The organism is Micromonospora sp. NPDC092111 (assembly GCF_044755745.1).
In the GTDB taxonomy this organism is placed as follows: domain Bacteria; phylum Actinomycetota; class Actinomycetes; order Mycobacteriales; family Micromonosporaceae; genus Micromonospora.
On the sequence record NZ_JBIVRQ010000001.1, the window covers coordinates 1265683 to 1284796 of the forward strand.

Genomic DNA, 19114 nt, shown 5'->3' on the forward strand with positions numbered 1-19114 from the left:
AGGGGAGACGTGGTGGAGTTCCTGTTGGCCTTCGTGGTGACCGGACTGGCGGCCGGCGGCGGCTGGCTGGTCTGGGGCGCCGGACGCCAGTGGACCCGGTATCGGCGTCGACGGCACGAACTGCTTGTCGCCCGCACCTACGCCGAGGGCGAGATCCGCCGTGCGGAGATCGCCGCCGAGCTGCGGGAGCAGGAGCTGGCCAACCAGATCTACCAGGACTTCAGCCGGCGGCACCCGCCCAGTCCGTGACCACCTCGGACGGCTGACCGCCGGGCGGCGCGGCCCGGCGTCAACCCAGGGTTGACGATGGCATATCGTCAACCTATGGTTGACGCATGACGGAACCTATCCAGATGTCGAACCCGGTCCGCCTCGACGACCTGATCCAGGCCATCAAGAAGACCCGTCCGGACGCCCTCGGCCAGCTCACCGACGCGGTGATCGTCGCCGACCACCTCGGCGAACTCGCCGACCACCTGATCGGCCACTTCGTCGACCAGGCCCGCCGCTCCGGCGCCTCCTGGGCGGAGATCGGCAACAGCATGGGGGTGAGCAAGCAGGCCGCCCAGAAGCGCTCCGCCGCGAAGGTCGACGCGGCGGCCACCCTGGCCCCCAGCGCCGACTTCGGCCGGTTCACCCCGCGCGCCCGCAACGTGGTGATGGGCTCCCAGGAGGAGGCCCGGGCCACCGGCCACCCGGAGATCCGGCCGGAACACCTGGTCCTCGGCCTGCTGGCCGAGCCGGAAGCGCTCGCCGCGAAGGCGCTCGTCGCCGAGGGGGTGAGCCTGGCGGCGGTCCGGGAGGCGGCCACCGCGGCGCTGCCGACGCCGACCGGGCAGGTGCCCGACCTGATCCCGTACGACCCGCAGGGCAAGAAGGCGCTCGAACTCACCTTCCGGGAGGCGCTGCGACTCGGACACAACTACATCGGCACCGAGCACGTCCTGCTCGCGCTGCTGGAGTTGGAGGACGGCGCGGGCGTCCTGTCCGGCCTGGGCCTGACGAAGGACGGCGTCGAGGCCCGGGTCGCCGCCGCGCTCGCCGAGGTGGCCCGGGGGGCGTGACCCTCCGGGCGGCCCCGGAGCTTGCGGCTGGCGGCGGCGGTGATCGTGACGGATGCCTCGCGGTGGCCGGTTGACCGTCCGCCGGTGGTCGCCCGCGCGCGGGGGAGTGGACGACCACCGGCGGGTCGGTCTCAGTCGGCGGTGGGGAAGCCGTAGCGGGCCGCGTGCTCCGGGTCGGTCGGGTCGACCTGCCGGAGGCCGGCGTCGGCGAGGCGCTTGTTGACCTCGTCGAGTTGGTCGCGTACCAGCCGGGCCTCCTCCTCGGTGACCCGGCCCCGGTGCGGCTTCCCGGCGTGCTCGACGGTGCCGTAGTCGATCTTCTCGGCGCTCTTGCGGGCCTTCGGCGGGCGGACCCGCTCGGCCGTCCTCAGCAGTCGGGTCATCGGCACGTCGGTGGCCATCGCGTCGAACTCACTGGCGGTCAGCACCACCCGGCGCGGCTCGCCGCCGCCGTGCCGGTCGTGGATCTCGACCACCGCCACGTCCAGCGCGGCGTCGTCGATGCTCTCCACCTCGGTCACGGTGCCGTCCAGTTGCACGGGCCCGGCCACCAGGTCGGGGTGCTCCAGTACGACGACCCGGACCACCTCGTCGTCGGGGCGCAACACCGTGCCGCTGAAGTCGGAGACGTGGATCGTCTTCTTGCCCATGCGCGGAGCTTCTCCTGTCGTTGGCCGGGAATCGACCACAAGACGCTACCCGACAGGTGTGCGAACGCCTCGGCTGGACGGCCCGGTGTGTCGCCGGCTGCCGACCGGATCCGGCGGGTCAGCGGGCGGTGAGGCCGCGCCGCGAGGAGACGCCTGCGGGAAGGCTGTTCAGGTCGCCCCAGGAGAGCGGGGCGTTGGTGCCACGACCGCACCGGGCCCCCCGGTACGGCGACTGGGCCGGGAACCGGCCGGCGGCCTCCGCCGCGCGCCACACCTGCGCGGTGTCCTGCTGGTACCGGTCATTCGGCTGCTTCGGCATGACCATTACCGTCCCAGAGAAAGTTGTACATGTATGGAAATAGATATGACGCTCGGTCGATGTCACTGGTTCCGGTGAACCGCGTTCCGGCTCGGTGTACCACTACCCACGGCGGCCGGCTGCCAACCGAACGGCACGCCCCCGGATGCGCTCCGGCGTACCGTGATCATGGGCGTACCCGGACGGGTGGAAGGGACGGGCGGTGCTGGACCGGAGGTTGTATCTGCATCTGGTGACCTGGCTCGGCCAGTGGCCGGCCGGACCCGGCCGGCACGTGGTCGGCTCCCGGCGGCGCGCCCGCCCGTCGTGGGACGGTCGGCTCCGCCCGGCCGTGGCGGTGCAGGCCGGCGGCAGCGCCGTGCTCTCGGTGCCGCCGGATCGGGTCGAGGCCATCCGGGCGCTGACCCGGGCACCGGAACGCGACCTGCTCGCGGCCCTGCCGGCGGCGGTCGGCGAACCCGGCTGGGTGGTCCACGACGACACCTTCCGGTGGTGCCTCGCGCCCGCGCCGCTGCCCGACGTCGGGGAGTGGACCGCCCCCACCGATCCGACCTTCCCCGACTGGCTGCACCTGTTCGACACCGACGTGCTGGTGGTGCGGGACGCCGACGGCGGCTACCTGGCCGGCGTGGGGGTCAAGCGGCACGACGCGCACGGGCACGAACTGGCGGTCGGCACCGCGCCCGCCGCGCGCGGCCGGGGGCTGGCCCGACGGCTGGTCGCCCAGGCCGCCCGCCGGGTGCTCGACGAGGGCGCGGTCGCCACCTACCGGCACGACCCGGCGAACCTGGCGTCCGCCCGGGTCGCGGCGGCGGCCGGCTTCCCGGACCGGGGCTGGCGGTCGTACGGGGTCTACCCGCCCTGACCGGCGTCGGGACTGATCCGCCCGGCCGCCGGAACGAGCCCGGCGGCCGGGCGACGACGTCGGGGCGGACACCCGGACCGCCGACCCCCGGGTGTCCGCCCCTCGCCGACCGGGCGGCGGACCGCCGGTGCGGCAGGGCGCGGACCGTGGATCCCGGGCCGGATCCACGGTCCGCGGCCTTCCCCCAGGTCCCGCCGTGGCCGGCAGCCGCCGGCCGGGCCCGATGGCGGTGACGCTACGTACTTCACTGGCCACCGGGCAAGGGTGGTCGGCGGTTCCCATCTGTCCGGTAGTGGACTTGACCTGCGGCGCAGCGGGTGACGGTCGCCCGGTGAGCGGTGACGCAGGGTACGGACCGGTGGCTCAGCCGGCCAGGCCGAGCACCTGCGCCGCCGCGCGGCCGTTGGCGTGGCTCGCCCCGTACGTGGTGACGAAGGCCCGGACGCCGGCCGGCCGCCACCGCCCCGGCCAGCCCATCTCCACCACCGTTACCGGGTGCGTCGCGGCCAGCGCCTCCACCAGGCCGACGCCGCCGGGCAGCCGGTGCAGGTGCCGCCCGACCAGCACGATCGGCCGGCCCGCCGCGAGCCGTCCCAACGCGGCCGGGTCGGTCTCGGTGGCGACCACCCGGACCTCCTCGACGTCGGCGAGGTGCGGGCCCAGCCCCCACGGCACCCGGCCCTCGGCGATGGTGGCGGCGGCGTACACCTGCACCACCAGCGGCCGGCCGAGCCCGGCCAGGTCGCCCTCCACCCGGACCGCCCGGCGGGCGGCGGCGTACCCGAGGTCGGCCGGGCCGGGGGCGGGCGGGCCGGCGGCCCGGGTCCAGGCGGCGAGCGCGGCGGACCGGCCGGCCGCCTCCTCCACCCGGGACCGGTCCAGCCGGCCGTCCGTGATCGCCCCGACGATCTCGGCGACCACCCGCTCCACCAGCGCGGCGTCGACCTTCGCGCCGACGCAGAGCAGGTCCGCCCCGGCGGCCAGGGCCCGGACGGCGGCCGGCCCGACCCCGCCGGCGGCGACGGCCGCCCCCTTCATCTCCAGCGCGTCGGTGATCACCGTGCCGGTGAAGCCGTACTCGCCGCGCAGCAGGTCGACCAGGACGGCCCGGCTGAAGGTGGCCGGCCCGTCCCCGGTCAGCGCCGGCACCCGGATGTGCGCCGTCATGATCGCCCGGCTGCCGGCCCGCACCACCGCCGCGAAGGGGGGCAGGTCGCGCTCGCGCAGCAGCGCCGGGCTGACGTCCACGGTGGGCAGTTCGTGGTGCGAGTCGGCGACGGTCGCGCCATGGCCGGGGAAGTGCTTGGCGCAGGCCGCGACCCCGACCGACTGGAGGCCCTCGACGGCGGCGGCCGAGTGCGCGGCCACCCGGGCCGGGTCGGCCCCGAACGAGCGGGTACCGATCACCGGGTTCTCGTCGGCGGTGTTGACGTCGACGGTCGGAGCCAGATCGACGGTGATGCCGACGGTGGCCAGTTCGGCGCCGATGGCCGCGTAGACCTGCCGGGTGAGCGCGAGGTCGTCCACCGCGCCGAGCGCGGCGTTGCCCGGGTACGGGCTGCCGGTGGCGTGCGCCAGCCGGGTGACGTCGCCGCCCTCCTCGTCGATGGCGACCAGCACGTCCGACCGGGCGGCGCGCAGCGCGGCGGTGCTCGCCGCGAGCTGGGCCGGGTCGTGCACGTTGGTGCCGAACAGGGTGTGCCCGGCCAGCCCGTCGGCGACCAGCTCCACCGCCCAGTCCGGCGGCACCGGCCCCGGGTACGCGGCGAGCAGCGTGCCCAGCGCCAGCCGGCGCAGTCCTGGATCCAGCCCCACGTGAATTCCCCCTTCGGTGCCGGACGGCACGAGTGTCGCCCCGGGCGGACGGGTCGTCCGAGTTCCCCGGCACGGGGTGGCCGATACGCTACGGGCACCCCTGATCGGCTCGATTTGGTCAGCAAAGTTTACGGAAACCAGAGGACGTGGCATGAGTGCGACCCGGCTGCCCGGCACCCCCCGCCTGTTGCGGGCGCTCAACGACCGCGCGGCCCTGGAGCTCCTGCTCGAACGCGGCCCGCTCACCCGCGCCCGGATCGGCGAGCTGACCGGCCTGTCCAAGGTCACCGCCTCGCAACTGGTCGAGCGGCTGGAGGAGCGGGGCCTGGTCACCCGGGTCGGTGAGCAGGCCGGCGGGCGGGGGCCGAACGCACAGCTCTACGCCGTCCGGCCGGGCAGCGCGTACGTGGTCGGGGTGGACGTCGGCGCGGAACGGGTGGTGGCCGCCTGCGCGGACATCACCGGCACGGTGCTCGGCCGGGTCGAACAGTCCACCCGGGACACCGACGACCCGGTCGGCGTGGTGCACAACGCGGTGGTGCGGGCGGCCAGCAGCGCCGGGGCGAAGCTGGACAGCGTACGGCGGGTGGTGCTGGGTACCCCGGGCCTGGTCGACCCGGCCACCGGTGACATCACCTTCGCCTTTAACCTGCCCCGCTGGCACCGGGGCCTGCTCGCCGCGCTGCGCGAGGACCTGCACACCCCGGTCGTCTTCGAGAACGACGTCAACCTGGCCGCGGTCGCCGAGGCGCAGTCCGGCGCGGCGCAGGGCATCGGCGACTTCGTGCTGGTCTGGGTGGGTGCCGGGATCGGTCTGGCGATCATGCTGGGCGGCAGGCTGCACCACGGCAGCAGCGGCGCGGCCGGCGAGATCGGCTACCTGCCGGTGCCCGGGGTGCCGATCCCCAGGGACGTCTCCCGTCGGGCCAAGCCGGCGTTCCAGCAGCTCGCCGGGGCGGACGCGGTCCGGGCGGTGGCCGCCGAGCACGGCATCGAGGCCGACGGCGCGGCCGACGCGGTGCGCGCCGCCATCGCCGCCGGCACCACTGGTGGTCCGCTGCTCGACGAACTGGCCCGGCGGCTGGCCCTCGGGGTGGCCAGCACCTGCGTGGTGCTGGACCCGCCGCTGGTGGTGCTCGCCGGTGAGGTGGGACAGGCCGGTGGTGCGGCGTTGGCCGACCGAGTCCAGCACGAGGTCGCCGCGATCACCCTGGTCCGGCCCCGGGTGGTGCCGACCGGGCTGACCGAGGAGCCGATCCTGCGGGGCGCGCTGCGGACGGCGCTGGATGCCGTCCGGGACGAGGTCTTCGGGTCGACCGTCGGGTAGTCGGTCCCGCCACCCGCCGTCCGTCATTGAAGGAATATTTCACCACCGCCCCGGCTGCGGCAAGATCCTGCCGCGACCGGGGGCGGTGCGTCGACGCTAGAGCAGGTCGCGGCGGCGGAACACGGCGAACGCGGCGACGGTGACCGTCCCGGTCACCGCCAGCAGCACCAGCAGCGCCGGCAACCAGGTGATCGAGTAGATCCCGCCACTACAGAAGCTGCCCCCGGACGCACAACGCAGGCTGTCGTCCCAGAACTCCACCCGGCCGGTCAGCCACGCGCCCAGGTAGCTGGAGAGCATGAGCTGGTCCGGCCGGGCCACGTCGACGATCTCCAGCACCAGTCGGGTGCCCAACTCCCACACCACCGCGTACGCGGCGACCGCGCCGAGCGCCGCCGAGGTGTGCCGGCCCAGCGTGGCGATCCCGAAGCCCAGCACGGACGCCAGCAGCACCAGCACCATGCCCCGCCCGTAGGTGGCGCCCAGCTTCCCCCAGAACTCCCCGTCCAGCGGCCCCGGCAACCCGGCCGTCTGCCCGATCGTCCAGAAGGTGCCCAGGTAGATCACCGACGCCACCGCCGAGAGCGCGGCCACCACCCCGATCAGGGTGCCCAGCTTCGCGCCCAGCACGGTGAGCCGGCCCGGACGCCAGAGCAGCAGGTTGACCACCCCGCCGGAGTTCAGGTCGGCACCGATGTACGACGCGCCCACCAGGAACCCGAACAGCACCAGGAAGGCGATCAGGAAGTAGAGCAGCCCCTCGGCCTGCTGGGAGAAGACGAAGACCGAGGAGAGGTAGTCGGCGGCCACCGGTAGCTGCGCCATCCGCACCGGGTCCAGTTCGCTGCAGTCGGCCGGCACGTAGCCGCTGTCCGCGGTGAGCGGGATCTCGCCCGCCTTGATCCGCAGGCAGCGGGTGTGCTCCGCCTCCATCTCGGCCACCGCCTGCGCGGCCTGGAGCTGCGCGGCGGACAGCTCGCCCGCCGACGGCCGGTGCGACCCGACCAGGGTGGTCGCGGCGGTGACCACGAAGGCCGCCGCGAGCAGCACCACCATGAGCTGGACGAAGCGGCGGGCGGCCAGCCGCTCCACCTCGGCGCGGACCAGGTTCACGCGTCCACCCTCCGGCCGTCGGTCACGTCCAGCTCGATCATCGGATCGTCGGGTCCCTCCCCGGACGGGACGGACCCGTCCGCCTGCCGGGGCAGTGTCGGTGCCGGCGCGGTGCCGGTCAGTTCCAGGAAGACGCTCTCCAGGTCCGGCCGGATCGGGGTCAACTCGCGGACCCACAACCCCTCGGTGCCGAGGGTGCTGCTGATCTGCTCCGGCTCACCCGCGCCGCCCACCACCAGCAGGTCGTCGCGCTGGGCGGTCACCGTCAGGCCGGCCGCCCGCAGCAGCTCCGCGCCGCGCTCCGGATCCGCCACCCGGACCTGCCACTCGTGCTGGTCGTGCCCGGCCAGCACGTCGTCCACCCGCCCGGCCGCCACCCGGCGACCCTGCGAGATGATCGTGACGTGGTCGCAGATCAACTGGATCTCGGCCAGGATGTGGCTGGAGACCAGCACGGTCACCCCGGATTCGGCGAGCGCCCGGATCAGGTCGCGCATCTCCCGGATCCCGGCCGGGTCCAGGCCGTTCGCCGGCTCGTCCAGGATCAGCAGCTCCGGGTTCTTGAGCAGGGCCGAGGCCACGGCCAGCCGCTGCTTCATGCCGAGCGAGTAGCCCTTCACCCGGTCGTCGCCCCGGTCCCGCAGGCCGACCTGCTCCAGCACCTCGTCCACCCGGGTCGTCGGCACCCCGCCGGCCACCGCCAGCAGCCGCAACGTGCGGCGCCCGGTGAAGTTGCCGAAGAACTGCGGGCTCTCCACGATCGCGCCGACCCGGCCGCTCACCTGGGTCAACTGCTCCGGGGCCGGCGTGCCCAGCACGCTCATCCGGCCCTCGTCGGCGTTGACCAGGCCGAGCAGGGCGCGCAGCGTGGTGGTCTTGCCCGAGCCGTTCGGGCCCAGGAAGCCGTGCACCTCACCGGCCTCGACGACCATGTCGAAGCCGTCCACCGCCACCCTGCGTCCCTGTCGCAGGGTGCGGAACGTCTTGCGCAGGCCGGCGATCTCGATGACCGCGCTCATCCGCACCGTCCCTCGTCGCGTTCGGGCATGGGCCGTCCTCCCGGTGTGGTGACCAACGACACGGCGCCCCACCCTATGGCCGCGCCGCCGCCCGTGGGGGGCACCCCGGGGTGCGTGGTTGGATGGGGCGGTGACTGCTGACCTGATCCCCGGCGCCACGGGCGCCGCAGCCGCCCCCTCGACCGTGGACGTGGATCTGGTGGTCAGCCTCGACGGCGTCACCGTCCGGCGGTCCGGCACCGCCCTGCTGCACGACCTCGACTGGCAGGTCGAACTCGACGAGCGCTGGGTCGTGCTGGGCCCCAACGGTGCCGGCAAGACCACCCTGCTCAACCTTGCCGCCGGCCGGCTGCACCCCACCACCGGCGTCGCGCACGTGCTCGGCGAGCGGATCGGCCGCACCGACGTCAACGAGCTGCGTACCCGGATCGGCCTGTCCACCGCGGCGGTCGCCGAGCGGGTCCCCGCCGAGGAACGGGTCAGCGACGTGGTGGTCACCGCCGCCTGGTCGGTGGTCGGCCGCTGGCGGGAGAGCTACGACCGCACCGACGAGGCCAGGGCCCGCGCCCTGCTCGGGCAGCTCGGCGTCGCCCACCTGGCCGACCGGACGTACGGCACCCTCTCCGAGGGCGAGCGCAAGCGGGTGCAGATCGCCCGCGCCCTGATGACCGACCCCGAGCTGCTGCTCCTCGACGAGCCCGCCGCCGGGCTCGACCTCGGCGGGCGCGAGGACCTGGTCGGCCGGCTCGCCGAGCTGGCGTACGACCCGGACGCCCCGGCCCTGGTCCTGGTCACCCACCACGTCGAGGAGATCCCGCCCGGCTTCACCCACGCGCTGCTGTTGCGCGACGGTGGCGTGATCGCCCAGGGGCTGCTCGCCGAGACGCTGACCGGCGACAACCTCTCCAAGACCTTCGGCCTGCCGCTGACGGTCGAACGGCGCGGCGAGCGCTGGGCGGCCCGCGCCGCCTGACCGCCGTCGAGGACCGGGCGAGGCCCTAGACTCGCCGCGACGTGCCAGCAGACGCCGGGGAGACCGGTCGGCGCGTCGATACGGTGGCAGGTCGGCAGGAGGTCGTGGTGCGGCAGACCCGGGTGGTCGTGGTGGGCAGCGCGAACATGGACCTGGTCGGGGCCGGCCCGGCGCTGCCCCGGCCAGGGGAGACCGTGCTCGGCGGCGACTTCGTGATGGTGCCCGGCGGCAAGGGCGCCAACCAGGCCGTCGCCGCCGTCCGGGCCGGCGCCTCCTGCGCCTTCCTCGGCGCGCTCGGCTCCGACTCGTTCGGCGTCACCCTCCGGGCCCGGATCACCGCCGCCCAGGTGGACACCACCCACCTGCGGGTGGTCTACGGGGCGTCCGGGGTGGCGCTGGTGATGGTGAACTCCGCGGGCGAGAACGCCATCCTGGTCACCCCCGGCGCGAACGCCGCCTTCACCGCCCTCACCGACGCCGAGCTGGACGTCGTACGCGGGGCGGACGTACTGGTCGCGCAGTTGGAGATCCCGGTCGAGACGGTGACCGAGGCGGCGGTGGCCGCCCGCGCGGCCGGCACCCGGGTGATCCTCAACGCCGCGCCGGCCCGGCAGGTGCCCGCCGAACTGCTGGCCTCGGTGGACCTGCTGGTGGTCAACGAGACCGAGGCGCAGACGCTCACCGGCAAGGGCCACGAGCCGGGAGCGCTGTTGGAGCTGGTGCCCCGGGCGGTGCTCACCCTCGGCGGCGAGGGCGCCTGGTACGTCGACCGGGACGGCGTCGCCGTGCACGTGCCGGCGGTGCCGGTGGACGTGGTCGACTCCACCGCCGCCGGTGACGCGTTCACCGCCGCCCTGGCCGTGGCCTGGGGCGAGGGCCGCGAGGTGGTCGACGCGGTGCGCTGGGCGGCGGCGGCCGGCGCGGCCTGCGTACGCCGGCTCGGTGCGTCCGTGTCGCTGCCCCGCCGGGCCGAGATCGACGCCCTCTACTCCGGCTGACCGGGCGCTCAGTCAGCCGGTTCGTCGGCCAGCCGTTCGCCCCGGCGGCGCAGCATGCCGAGGCCGGGGATGCCGGCGACGGCGAGCTTGAGGTCGCGGGTCACGTCGAGCAGGTCGTGCAGGTCCGGGCCGACCCGGTCCAGGGTGGCCAGGATCGGCAGGACGTCCGAGGTCAGGTGCTCCTTGAGCTTCGGCAACTCGTCCACGAGCCGGATCGCCGCGACGACCTCCTCGTGGCTCAACTCCGCGACGAACCGGTTCGCCATCGGCGCGCCCCGGCGCAACGCCGGCTCGTACGCGGCCATCAGATCGGCGGCGACGGTGGCGGCACCCTGCGCGGTGTCCACCGTCGCGGCGGCCCGGTCCGCCACCGACCCGGCCCCGGCCACCACCACGGCCGCCCCGGCGGCGACCTCGGTGGCCGTCTCGATCGCGGTGGTCGCGGCGGCGCTGATCACCGCCACCTCCCGGACCGCCCCCTCGGCGTCGGCGAGCACCCGGTCGGTGCGGTCCAGGGTGCCCTCGATCCGGTCCACCACCCCGTTGATCCGGGCCAGCAGCGCCTCCACCCCGTCGAGGACCGCGAAGGCGCGGGCCGGTACGGCGGCGAACGAGGCGGCCGAGCCGAGCGCCTGGTCGAGGGCGGAGCGGGTGAGGCCGACGACGGCGGCCGGGCGGGGCAGGGGAATGGCCATGTGACCAGTGTGCGTTCCGGCGGCCAGTGCCGCCGTACGGCTCCCGTCGGCCGGCCTGCCGTCGGAGGCCCGCCCCCGGGTCACTCGCCCGGACGGGTGCTCATCGGTGTCCCCCCTGCTGTTCGACGGCGCGTTGCACGGCCCGGTAGATCTGCCCGAACCGCAGCGCGTCAGGGGTGCGCAGCAGCAGCACCTCCTGCCCGAGGTGCTGCACCCACAGCTCGTTCACCCGGTTGCCGCGTTCGTAGGAGCGGTCCAGCCAGCCCAGCGGCAGCTCCAGGAAGGGGGTGAGGGCGAGCGCCCCGACCACGCAGGCGGCCAGGATGCCCAGGGCCAGCTTCCAGTTGCCCCGGTCCTGCGCCGACCAGACCAGCGAGACCACGCAGACCAACGCGACCAACGGCGGTAGGGAGAGCAGCAGCACCAGCACGCCACGGCCCAGGACCCGGGACCGGACGGCCATGGTGGTCGCTCCCCGGGCATGCCAGACGTACGCCACGTCCGCGATCCGCACGAAGTGCCCGCCTGCCCGGATCGACTCGGAGGTCACCTGCACCGTGTCGTCCCGGTAATAGAGGGTCATCACTAACTCTAACCATTCACCGGCAACGCGTGCCCGCTCCCGCGCCCGACCTTCCGCGCCCGATGTCGGGCCGGCCGGCGCTGCTGTCGGGCGAGTCCGCGGCCACCCTCGGCCGGCCCGGTGTCCGGCCAATCCGGGTGCGCCGGGCCGGGCTACGACCTGCTGCGTGGCCTCGGGCTGGTGCCGGACGGGCCGATCGCGCTCTGCACCGCCGACCGGCTGCCCGGCCCGGCGTTCTCCACCGCCCGCTGCACCGCCCGGTAGATCTTCCCGAAGCGCAGTGCGTCGCCGGTGCGCAGCAGCAGCACCGGCTGCCCCCGCCAGCGGGCCCAGATCTCCCGCTGCCGGCTGCCCCGGGCGTACGACCGGTCGAGATGTTCGAAGAGGAGGTCGGCGACCGGGCCGACGGCGAGCCCGACCAGGACCGACGCCCCCACCACGGCGATGGTGACGGTGAGCGAGCGGTGCAGCCAGACGGCCAGCGCGATGCCCAGCGCCGCCGCCACCAGCGGACCGGCCAGGGCCGCGCCGAGCGCTCCCCGCCCGGCCAGTACCCGCCACGAGCGGCTGCCCCGGCGGTGCCAGACCATGCCGATCTCGGCCAGCGGGAAGGTCCGCCCGTCGACCCGGATCGCGGCGGAGGTGACCTGCACCGACCTGTCGTCGTAATACGTGATCATCGCTGGACTCCCGGGGCCGGTGGGCGGACACCAGACTACGTTCCCCAACGATCGGGCCCGTAAGGTTGGCACGCGACTTCGACGAGGAAGTGAGGGCAGCGTGAGCGAGTTCGTGCGGCTGGAGACCAGGGACGGCATCGGCACCATCCGGCTGGAGCGGCCGCCGATGAACGCGCTGAACAAGCAGGTCCAGGAGGAGTTGCGGGCCGCCGCCACGGCGGCCACCGCCGACCCGGCCGTCCGTGCCGTCATCGTGTACGGCGGGGAGAAGGTCTTCGCCGCCGGTGCGGACATCAAGGAGATGGCCGACATGTCCTACGTGGACATGGCCGGGCGGGCCGCCGACCTGTCCAGCGCCCTCGGCGCGATCGCCCGGATCCCCAAGCCGGTGGTCGCGGCGATCACCGGGTACGCCCTCGGTGGCGGCTGCGAGCTGGCCCTGGCCTGCGACTGGCGGGTGGTCGCCGAGGACGCCAAGCTCGGCCAGCCGGAGATCAAGCTGGGCATCATCCCCGGGGCCGGCGGCACCCAGCGGCTGGCCCGGCTGGTCGGCCCGGCCCGCGCCAAGGATCTGATCATGTCCGGCCGGATGGTGGACGCGCAGGAGGCCCTGCGGATCGGCCTGGCCGACCGGGTCGCCCCGGCGGCGGAGGTCTACGACACCGCGGTCGCGCTGGTGAAGCCGTACCTGACCGGCCCGGTGCAGGCGCTGCGGGCGGCCAAGCTGGCGGTCGACGGCGGCCTGGACATGGACCTCAACTCCGGGCTGGCCTGGGAGAGTCAGCTCTTCGCGGCGCTCTTCGCCACCGACGACCGGCGGGAGGGCATGGCCGCCTTCGTCGAGAAGCGCAAGCCGGACTTCACCGGCCGCTGACCCCCCGGCGTGGGCCGGCGACCCGTCCGGCCGCCGGCCCCGCACCGAGCCGAGAAGAGTTCACATTCCGCGTACCGGCCAGTAACGTGTGACTCCGGTCATGGGACGAGGGGAGCGGCGATGACGGAACGGGTCGAGGGTCACGGCGGAGAGCTGGCGCTGGCGGCGCTGCGCGCGCACGGCGTACGGGAGATGTTCACCCTCTCCGGCGGGCACGTCTTCCCGCTCTACGACGCGGCCCACCGGGCCGGCTTCCCGCTCTACGACGTCCGGCACGAGCAGTCCGCCGTCTTCGCCGCCGAGGCGGTGGCCAAGCTCCAGCGCCGCCCCGGCCTGGCCGTGCTCACCGCCGGCCCCGGCGTCACCAACGGCATCTCCGGGTTGACCAGCGCATACTTCAACGCCTCCCCGGTGCTGGTGCTGGGCGGGCGGGCCCCGCAGTTCCGCTGGGGCTCCGGCAGCCTCCAGGAGATGGACCACCTGCCGCTGGTCGCCCCGGTCACCAAGCACGCCGAGACGGTCTTCACCGCCGACGACATCCCCCGCGCGGTCTCCGCCGCCCTGACCACCGCGCTCACCCCGCACCGCGGCCCGGTCTTCCTCGACTTCCCCCTGGAGGCGGTCTTCTCCGTCGGCGACGCCGAGCTGGCCGAACCGGCCACCGTCGCACCGGTCGAGCCCGACCCGGACGAGGTGACGAAGGCGACCCGGCTGATCGCCGCCGCCGCCCGCCCGGTGATCATCGCCGGCTCCGACGTGTACGCCGGCAACGCGGTCGCCGCGCTCCGCGAGGCCGCCGAGGCGTTGCAGGTGCCGGTCTTCGCCAACGGCATGGGCCGGGGCGCGCTCCCGCCGGCGCACCCGCTGGCCTTCGCCAAGGCGCGCCGGGTCGCGCTGAACGGCGCCGACGTGGTGGTCGTCGTCGGCACCCCGCTGGACTTCCGGCTCGGCTTCGGCGACTTCGGCGACGCGGCGGTGGTGCACGTCGTCGACGCTCCCAGCCAGCGGGCCGGGCACGTCCAGCCGGCCGCCAGCCCGGCCGGTGACCTGCGGCTCATCCTGTCCGCCTTCGCCGACCACACCGGTGACCGGGCCGACCACGCCGACTGGATCGCCAAGCTCCGCACCGCCGAGGAAGCGGCGAAGGCGCGCGACGCCGAGGAGATGGCCGCCGAGACCGACCCGATCCGCCCGGCCCGGGTCTACGGCGAGCTGCGCCGGGCCCTCGCCCCGGACGCGATCACCATCGGCGACGGCGGTGACTTCGTCTCGTACGCCGGCCGTTACCTGGAGCCGGCCCAGCCCGGCACCTGGCTCGACCCCGGCCCGTACGGCTGCCTGGGCACCGGGATGGGCTACGCGATGGGGGCCCGGGTCAGCCACCCGGACCGGCAGATCTGCGTGCTGATGGGCGACGGCGCGGCCGGCTTCTCGCTGATGGACGTGGAGTCCCTGGTCCGGCAGAAGCTGCCGGTCGTCATCGTGGTCGGCAACAACGGCATCTGGGGCCTGGAGAAGCACCCGATGCGGACCATGTACGGCTACGACGTCGCCGCCGACCTCCAGCCGGAGCTGCGCTACGACAAGGTGGTCGAGGCGCTCGGCGGGGCCGGCGAGACGGTGGCGAAGGCCGCCGACCTCGGCCCGGCCCTGACCCGGGCGTTCGACGCCGGGGTGCCGTACCTGGTCAACGTGCTCACCGACCCGACCGACGCGTACCCCCGCTCGTCGAACCTGGCCTGACCGCGCCGCCACCGCCGTCGCCGGGCAGCCGGCGGCGGCGGGTCTTTCTGTCGACGGCTAAATCAGCGGAATGTCCGCCGCTGCCGACGTAACGTCAGACCCCTCGCTCATCGTTGGACGACCAGCGATAACGACGGGAGTTCTGATGACATACGCCATCCGCGCCGAGGGGCTGGTGCGTCGCTTCGGCGCGACCACCGCCCTGGCCGGGGTCGACCTGGAGGTCCCGGCCGGGACGGTTTTCGGGTTGCTCGGCCCCAACGGCGCCGGCAAGACCACTGCGGTACGGGTGCTCGCCACCCTGCTCACCCCCGACGAGGGGCACGCCACCGTCGGCGGGTACGACGTCCGCCGCGACGGTCACCGGGTCCGCCAGCTCATCGGCCTGACCGGCCAGTACGCCTCGGTCGACGAGAACCTGACCGGCACCGAGAACCTGCTGCTGATCGGCCGGCTGCTCGGGCTGTCCCGGCCGGCCGCCCGGGACCGGGCCGCCGAGCTGCTGGCCGGTTTCCAACTCAGCGACGCCGCCGGCCGGGCGGCGAAGACCTACTCCGGTGGCATGCGCCGCCGGCTCGACCTGGCGGCCAGCCTGGTGGGCCGGCCGCAGGTGCTGTTCCTCGACGAGCCGACCACCGGGCTCGACCCGCGCAGCCGCAACGAGCTGTGGGACATCGTCCGGAGCCTGGTCGCCGACGGGGTGACCGTGCTGCTCACCACCCAGTACCTGGAGGAGGCCGACCAGTTGGCGAGCGAGATCGCCGTGGTCGACCACGGCCGGGTGATCGCCCAGGGCACCCCGGAGGAGCTGAAGGCCAAGACCGGCGGTCAGGTGCTCACCGTACGACCGGCGGACCCCGCCCACCTGTCCACCGTGCTCGCCGTCGTGGGCGACGTGGCCGGGGCGACCCCGGAGGTCACCCAGACCACGGTCACCGTGCCGGTGAACGACCCGGGTGTGCTGCCCGCGGTGGTCCGCCGCCTCGACGACGCCGAGGTGCACCTGGCCGAGCTGGCCCTGCGCGGGTCCAGCCTCGACGAGGTCTTCCTCTCGCTCACCGGCCACCGGGCCGAGGACGAGTCCGCCGACAACCTGGAGAGGAGCCCGGCATGACCGCCGCCACCGTCGTCGCCCCCTCGGCCCCCGCCGCCCCGGCCCGCCGGCTCGGGCTGACCGCCGGGCTGCGGCACACCGGCACCCTGGCCTGGCGCAGCCTGGTGCAGATCAAGCACAACCCGATGGAACTGCTCGACCTGAGCATCCAGCCGGTGATGTTCGTGCTGCTGTTCACGTACGTCTTCGGCGGGGCGATCTCCGGCAGCCCGGGCGACTATCTCACCTTCGCCCTGCCCGGCATCATCGTGCAGAACGCCTTCTTCGCCACGATGACCACCGGTTTCGGCCTCAACCAGGACCTCACCAAGGGCGTCTTCGACCGGCTGCGGGCACTGCCCGTGGCCCGCTGGTCCCCGCTCGCCGGCCGGATCGTGGCCGACACGGTCAAGCAGGCGTGGTCGTTGGCGCTGCTGCTCGGCGTCGGGCTCGTCCTCGGCTTCCGGCTCGGCAACGGCCTGCCCGGCCTGCTCGCCGCGTTCGCCCTGCTGCTGGCCTTCTCACTCGCCGCCGCCTGGATCTCGGTGCTGGTCGGGGTGCTGGTCAGTGAGCCGGACAAGGTGCAGATCTTCGGCTTCATGGTGATCTTCCCACTCAGCTTCACCAGCAACGCGTTCGTGCCGACCGAGACCATGCCGTCCTGGCTCCAGCACTGGGTCGAGGTGAACCCGGTGACCATCGTCGCCAACGCGCTGCGCGGGCTGCTGGTGGGCGGGCCGGTCGTCGGCCCGGTGGTCCAGTCGCTGCTCTGGGCGGCCGGCATCGCCGCCGTCTTCGCCCCGCTGGCGGTGCGGGCGCTCAAGCGTCGGGTGTGACCCCGGCCCGCGCCCGGAGGCCGTCGGTCCGGCCGCCCGCGTACGCCTCGCCGACCTGACGCCTCGCTGGCCTGACGCCTCGGCGGTCAGACCTCGGGCCGGTCACCCTCGCGTGGCGGGTCACCCTCCCGGTGGCGCAGCTCGTCCTCCCGGCGGCGCAGGTCGTCCTCCCAGCGCTGGAAGAGCGCGGCGTCGTCCCGGTGGGAGCGCTCGTCGATCGACTTCAGGAACTCGGGGTCGTCGTCCGGCGCGGCCGGTCGGCGGGGGCCGGTGCCCCCGCCGGCCAGCCAACCCTTCTGGGGGCCGTCCGCCGGGGCCGGGCGGCCGGCGACGAACCAGGCGATCGAGCCGACCAGCGGGAAGACCAGGATGATCAGTACCCAGGCGATCCGGGGCAGCGCTCGGGTCGCGCCGTCCTCGGCGGAGAGGCAGCCGATCAGCGCGCAGGCGGCGAGCACCACCTGGATGAGGAACAACAGCATGTAGAGCCGGGCCATGCCCCCATCATGGCGCAGCGCCGTGCCTCACCACACCCCATGCAGCACCAGCGGCACGGAGAGCAGCGCCAGGCCGGCCGTGCCCAGGGCGAGGAGGGGCACCGCCCGGGTGCCGACCCGGACCGGACCGCGACCCGCGGCCCGCCCCCAGCCGACCGCGAGCGCCCCCGCCCAGACCAGGACGGCGGCTGCGGCGAGCAGTGCGCCGGCCACGCCCCCGGTGAGCGCCAGCCGGACCGCCAGCACGGTGGCCACGGTGAGCGCCAGCGCGGTGCGTCGCCAGGCCAGCCGGGTGCGTTCCGGTTGCAGGCCGGGGTCCCGGGTCACCGCCCGCCCGCCCCCTTCACCAGGATCGCCACCACCAGCAGCAGGGCGCCCACCGCGACGATCAGGGCGAGCACCGCCGGGAAGCGGGAGGCCGGCAGCTCGTCGCCGAGCCGGATGGCCCGTTCGGTCCGCGCCCAGTGGTCCACCGCCCGGACGGCCACCGTCGCGCCGAGCAGCAGCAGCGCCACGGCGATCACCTCCCGCAGGTGCCGCAGCGGCAGCGGCGGCAGGAACTGGGCGGTGGCCAGCCCACCGGCGATCAGTGCCAGCCCGGTCCGCAGCCAGGCCAGGAAGGTCCGTTCGTTGGCCAGCGAGAAGCGGTAGTCCGGGGTGGCCCCCACGGATCGGGGTGCCGACGGGTCGAACCACCGTCTGATCGCCTGCCACACGACGCTGATTATCCGCTTTGTTCCCGGCATAGCCTGGAGTGATGACCGATCTTGACGCCACCACGCTACGCGACACCTACGACCGCCAGATCCGACCGGAGATCCCGGACCCGGTGCCCGCCGGGGTCACCGTCGAACGGGACGGGCCGCTGGTGCGGATCCTGGGCCTGGACCACGGCGGCTTCCTCACCTACCGCAGCCTGGACGGGCTGGCCGGGGCGGACCTGGACGCGCTGATCGCCCGGCAGGTCGAGCTGTTCCGGCAGCGCGGCGAGTCGGTGGAGTGGAAGCACAACAGCCACGACGAGCCCGCCGACCTGCCGGACCGGCTGCGGGCGGCCGGGTTCGAGCCGGAGGACCGGGAGACCGTCCTGATCGGGCCGGTCGCGCCGCTGGCCGGCGCCGTCCCGGTGCTGCCCGAGGGGGTACGGCTGCGTGAGGTGACCACCCGGGTCGACCTGGAGCGGATCGCCGCGATGGAGGAGGAGGTCTGGGGCAGCGACCGCAGTCACCTGGTCACCGGCCTGGCCCGGGAGATCGAGGCGGACCCGCAGTCGATCACCGTGGTGGTGGCCGAGGCGGGGGAGACGGTGGTCAGCGCCGGCTGGGTGCGTTACCTGAACGGCACCGGCTTCGCCAGCCTGTGGGGTGGCTCGACGCTGGAGCAGTGGCGGCACCGGGGCATCTACCGGGGGCTGGTGGCGTACCGGGCCCGGCTGGCCGACCAGCGGGGCAAGACGTTGCTCCAGGTGGACGCCTCGGAGGACAGCCGGCCGGTCCTGGAGCGGCTTGGCTTCGTCCCGGTCACCACGACCACCCCGTACGTCTACACTCCGTGATGATGGAGCAGCGGCTGACGGACGACGAGCGGCAGGTTCTCAAGACGGGCGCCTTCGGGGCGGTCTTCCTGGTGTCGAACGCCGAGCCCGGGATGTTCGCGATGATCCAGGAGAGCTTCGCCGCCTCCGGGGCGTTCGCCGATGCCAGCGGGCTGGTGCGGGAGGCGCTCACCACCGGCCCGCTGCCCCGGCTGCCGCACGACTCGGCCCTGGAGGTCGAGTCGGTGGTGCTGCCGGCGCTGGGTCGGGCGGTCGACATCCTGCGGGCGAAGTCGCCGCGGGACCTGTCGGCGTACCGCGACCTGGTGCTCGCGGCGGCGGAGCAGGTGGCCCGGGTGGACCGGGAGGTGGCGCCGGCCGAGGCGGCCGCCATCGAGCGGATCAGGGGAGCCCTGGCCGAGCCGGCCTGACCGGA

General features: G+C 74.4%; 23 protein-coding genes. 12 read left to right on the plus strand and 11 right to left on the minus strand.

What is annotated here, in order from left to right; genetic code table 11:
* The first annotated feature begins 12 nt into the window (after window positions 1–12).
* Window positions 13–249, plus strand: coding sequence for a hypothetical protein (locus tag ACIQG9_RS05405; RefSeq protein ID WP_400398636.1), 237 nt, complete (start codon window positions 13–15; stop codon window positions 247–249).
* An 86-nt stretch (window positions 250–335) separates the two neighbouring features.
* Window positions 336–1064 (plus strand): Clp protease N-terminal domain-containing protein, encoded by a 729-nt coding sequence (locus tag ACIQG9_RS05410; RefSeq protein ID WP_400398637.1) that lies wholly within the window; start codon window positions 336–338, stop codon window positions 1062–1064.
* Window positions 1065–1195: 131 nt separating this feature from the next.
* On the opposite strand, the gene ACIQG9_RS05415 is transcribed toward ACIQG9_RS05410, so the two are convergent.
* Together ACIQG9_RS05415 and ACIQG9_RS05420 are read right to left on the minus strand one after the other, a co-directional pair.
* On the minus strand, window positions 1196–1714 hold the full coding sequence (locus ACIQG9_RS05415; RefSeq protein ID WP_400398638.1) for a hypothetical protein: 519 nt from the start codon (window positions 1712–1714) through the stop codon (window positions 1196–1198).
* Between the two features lie 118 nt (window positions 1715–1832).
* Window positions 1833–2033, minus strand: coding sequence for a DNA repair protein (locus ACIQG9_RS05420; RefSeq protein WP_400398639.1), 201 nt, complete (start codon window positions 2031–2033; stop codon window positions 1833–1835).
* Window positions 2034–2235: 202 nt separating this feature from the next.
* Between ACIQG9_RS05420 and ACIQG9_RS05425 the strand changes: the two genes are divergently transcribed.
* On the plus strand, window positions 2236–2898 hold the full coding sequence (locus ACIQG9_RS05425; RefSeq protein ID WP_400398640.1) for a GNAT family N-acetyltransferase: 663 nt from the start codon (window positions 2236–2238) through the stop codon (window positions 2896–2898).
* 363 nt (window positions 2899–3261) lie between these two features.
* On the opposite strand, the gene ACIQG9_RS05430 is transcribed toward ACIQG9_RS05425, so the two are convergent.
* Complete coding sequence (locus ACIQG9_RS05430) at window positions 3262–4713, minus strand: glycoside hydrolase family 3 N-terminal domain-containing protein (RefSeq protein WP_400398641.1); 1452 nt, start codon at window positions 4711–4713, stop codon at window positions 3262–3264.
* A gap of 151 nt (window positions 4714–4864) precedes the next feature.
* Between ACIQG9_RS05430 and ACIQG9_RS05435 the strand changes: the two genes are divergently transcribed.
* Window positions 4865–6040: an ROK family protein gene (locus tag ACIQG9_RS05435; RefSeq protein ID WP_400398642.1), complete on the plus strand. Its 1176-nt coding sequence runs from the start codon at window positions 4865–4867 to the stop codon at window positions 6038–6040.
* Between the two features lie 96 nt (window positions 6041–6136).
* Here the strand turns inward: ACIQG9_RS05435 and ACIQG9_RS05440 are convergent, their stop codons facing one another.
* Both ACIQG9_RS05440 and ACIQG9_RS05445 read right to left on the minus strand, forming a co-directional pair.
* Window positions 6137–7153, minus strand: a complete 1017-nt coding sequence (locus ACIQG9_RS05440) for an ABC transporter permease (RefSeq protein ID WP_400398643.1) — start codon at window positions 7151–7153, stop codon at window positions 6137–6139.
* Window positions 7150–8172 carry an ABC transporter ATP-binding protein gene (locus ACIQG9_RS05445; protein ID WP_400398644.1) on the minus strand — a complete coding sequence of 341 codons (1023 nt, stop codon included), beginning with the start codon at window positions 8170–8172 and terminating at the stop codon, window positions 7150–7152. The genes ACIQG9_RS05440 and ACIQG9_RS05445 overlap by 4 nt, the downstream gene beginning before the upstream one ends.
* A 130-nt stretch (window positions 8173–8302) precedes the next feature.
* On the opposite strand from ACIQG9_RS05445, the gene ACIQG9_RS05450 reads away from it, so the two are divergent.
* Window positions 8303–9145 carry an ABC transporter ATP-binding protein gene (locus tag ACIQG9_RS05450; RefSeq protein ID WP_400398645.1) on the plus strand — a complete coding sequence of 281 codons (843 nt, stop codon included), beginning with the start codon at window positions 8303–8305 and terminating at the stop codon, window positions 9143–9145.
* A 107-nt stretch (window positions 9146–9252) separates the two neighbouring features.
* Window positions 9253–10143, plus strand: a complete 891-nt coding sequence (locus tag ACIQG9_RS05455) for a ribokinase (protein ID WP_400398646.1) — start codon at window positions 9253–9255, stop codon at window positions 10141–10143.
* 8 nt (window positions 10144–10151) lie between these two features.
* Here the strand turns inward: ACIQG9_RS05455 and ACIQG9_RS05460 are convergent, their stop codons facing one another.
* The 3 genes from ACIQG9_RS05460 to ACIQG9_RS05470 all read right to left on the minus strand — a co-directional run bounded on the left by ACIQG9_RS05460 (window position 10152) and on the right by ACIQG9_RS05470 (window position 12101).
* Complete coding sequence (locus tag ACIQG9_RS05460; protein ID WP_400398647.1) at window positions 10152–10838, minus strand: hypothetical protein; 687 nt, start codon at window positions 10836–10838, stop codon at window positions 10152–10154.
* Between the two features lie 100 nt (window positions 10839–10938).
* Window positions 10939–11421, minus strand: coding sequence for a DUF6232 family protein (locus ACIQG9_RS05465; RefSeq protein WP_400398648.1), 483 nt, complete (start codon window positions 11419–11421; stop codon window positions 10939–10941).
* Between the two features lie 152 nt (window positions 11422–11573).
* A complete protein-coding gene (locus ACIQG9_RS05470; protein ID WP_400398649.1) occupies window positions 11574–12101 on the minus strand; it encodes a DUF6232 family protein in 528 nt (175 codons plus the stop codon).
* Between the two features lie 100 nt (window positions 12102–12201).
* Between ACIQG9_RS05470 and ACIQG9_RS05475 the strand changes: the two genes are divergently transcribed.
* From ACIQG9_RS05475 to ACIQG9_RS05490, 4 genes are all read left to right on the plus strand, one after another.
* Window positions 12202–12975, plus strand: a complete 774-nt coding sequence (locus ACIQG9_RS05475; protein WP_400398650.1) for an enoyl-CoA hydratase-related protein — start codon at window positions 12202–12204, stop codon at window positions 12973–12975.
* A gap of 120 nt (window positions 12976–13095) precedes the next feature.
* Window positions 13096–14718, plus strand: coding sequence for an acetolactate synthase (locus ACIQG9_RS05480; RefSeq protein WP_400398651.1), 1623 nt, complete (start codon window positions 13096–13098; stop codon window positions 14716–14718).
* Between the two features lie 145 nt (window positions 14719–14863).
* Window positions 14864–15832: an ATP-binding cassette domain-containing protein gene (locus ACIQG9_RS05485; RefSeq protein ID WP_400398652.1), complete on the plus strand. Its 969-nt coding sequence runs from the start codon at window positions 14864–14866 to the stop codon at window positions 15830–15832.
* The gene (locus ACIQG9_RS05490) at window positions 15829–16647 is read left to right on the plus strand and encodes an ABC transporter permease (RefSeq protein ID WP_400398653.1); all 819 of its coding nucleotides are present in this window, start codon (window positions 15829–15831) and stop codon (window positions 16645–16647) included. Before ACIQG9_RS05485 ends, ACIQG9_RS05490 begins: the two co-directional genes overlap by 4 nt.
* 86 nt (window positions 16648–16733) lie before the next feature.
* Here the strand turns inward: ACIQG9_RS05490 and ACIQG9_RS05495 are convergent, their stop codons facing one another.
* The 3 genes from ACIQG9_RS05495 to ACIQG9_RS05505 are packed head-to-tail and all read right to left on the minus strand — an operon-like array spanning window position 16734 to window position 17890.
* On the minus strand, window positions 16734–17144 hold the full coding sequence (locus tag ACIQG9_RS05495) for a PLD nuclease N-terminal domain-containing protein (RefSeq protein ID WP_400398654.1): 411 nt from the start codon (window positions 17142–17144) through the stop codon (window positions 16734–16736).
* A 27-nt stretch (window positions 17145–17171) separates the two neighbouring features.
* Window positions 17172–17471 (minus strand): DUF202 domain-containing protein, encoded by a 300-nt coding sequence (locus ACIQG9_RS05500; RefSeq protein ID WP_400398655.1) that lies wholly within the window; start codon window positions 17469–17471, stop codon window positions 17172–17174.
* Entirely contained in the window at window positions 17468–17890 is a 423-nt protein-coding gene (locus tag ACIQG9_RS05505) for a YidH family protein (RefSeq protein ID WP_400398656.1), read from the minus strand. The genes ACIQG9_RS05500 and ACIQG9_RS05505 overlap by 4 nt, the downstream gene beginning before the upstream one ends.
* A gap of 11 nt (window positions 17891–17901) precedes the next feature.
* On the opposite strand from ACIQG9_RS05505, the gene ACIQG9_RS05510 reads away from it, so the two are divergent.
* Both ACIQG9_RS05510 and ACIQG9_RS05515 read left to right on the plus strand, forming a co-directional pair.
* A complete protein-coding gene (locus ACIQG9_RS05510) occupies window positions 17902–18699 on the plus strand; it encodes a GNAT family N-acetyltransferase (protein ID WP_400398657.1) in 798 nt (265 codons plus the stop codon).
* A gap of 2 nt (window positions 18700–18701) precedes the next feature.
* Window positions 18702–19109, plus strand: a complete 408-nt coding sequence (locus ACIQG9_RS05515) for a hypothetical protein (RefSeq protein WP_400398658.1) — start codon at window positions 18702–18704, stop codon at window positions 19107–19109.
* Window positions 19110–19114 lie beyond the last annotated feature (5 nt).

Coding starts and splice junctions, on each gene's coding strand:
- ACIQG9_RS05410 (WP_400398637.1), top strand. CDS start 336: ATGACGGAACCTATCCAGATGTCGAACCCGGTCCGCCTCGACGACCTG.
- ACIQG9_RS05415 (WP_400398638.1), bottom strand. CDS start 1,714: ATGGGCAAGAAGACGATCCACGTCTCCGACTTCAGCGGCACGGTGTTG.
- ACIQG9_RS05420 (WP_400398639.1), bottom strand. CDS start 2,033: ATGCCGAAGCAGCCGAATGACCGGTACCAGCAGGACACCGCGCAGGTG.
- ACIQG9_RS05435 (WP_400398642.1), top strand. CDS start 4,865: ATGAGTGCGACCCGGCTGCCCGGCACCCCCCGCCTGTTGCGGGCGCTC.
- ACIQG9_RS05445 (WP_400398644.1), bottom strand. CDS start 8,172: ATGAGCGCGGTCATCGAGATCGCCGGCCTGCGCAAGACGTTCCGCACC.
- ACIQG9_RS05460 (WP_400398647.1), bottom strand. CDS start 10,838: ATGGCCATTCCCCTGCCCCGCCCGGCCGCCGTCGTCGGCCTCACCCGC.
- ACIQG9_RS05465 (WP_400398648.1), bottom strand. CDS start 11,421: ATGACCCTCTATTACCGGGACGACACGGTGCAGGTGACCTCCGAGTCG.
- ACIQG9_RS05470 (WP_400398649.1), bottom strand. CDS start 12,101: ATGATCACGTATTACGACGACAGGTCGGTGCAGGTCACCTCCGCCGCG.
- ACIQG9_RS05480 (WP_400398651.1), top strand. CDS start 13,096: ATGACGGAACGGGTCGAGGGTCACGGCGGAGAGCTGGCGCTGGCGGCG.
- ACIQG9_RS05485 (WP_400398652.1), top strand. CDS start 14,864: ATGACATACGCCATCCGCGCCGAGGGGCTGGTGCGTCGCTTCGGCGCG.
- ACIQG9_RS05490 (WP_400398653.1), top strand. CDS start 15,829: ATGACCGCCGCCACCGTCGTCGCCCCCTCGGCCCCCGCCGCCCCGGCC.
- ACIQG9_RS05495 (WP_400398654.1), bottom strand. CDS start 17,144: ATGGCCCGGCTCTACATGCTGTTGTTCCTCATCCAGGTGGTGCTCGCC.
- ACIQG9_RS05505 (WP_400398656.1), bottom strand. CDS start 17,890: ATGCCGGGAACAAAGCGGATAATCAGCGTCGTGTGGCAGGCGATCAGA.
- ACIQG9_RS05510 (WP_400398657.1), top strand. CDS start 17,902: ATGACCGATCTTGACGCCACCACGCTACGCGACACCTACGACCGCCAG.
- ACIQG9_RS05515 (WP_400398658.1), top strand. CDS start 18,702: ATGGAGCAGCGGCTGACGGACGACGAGCGGCAGGTTCTCAAGACGGGC.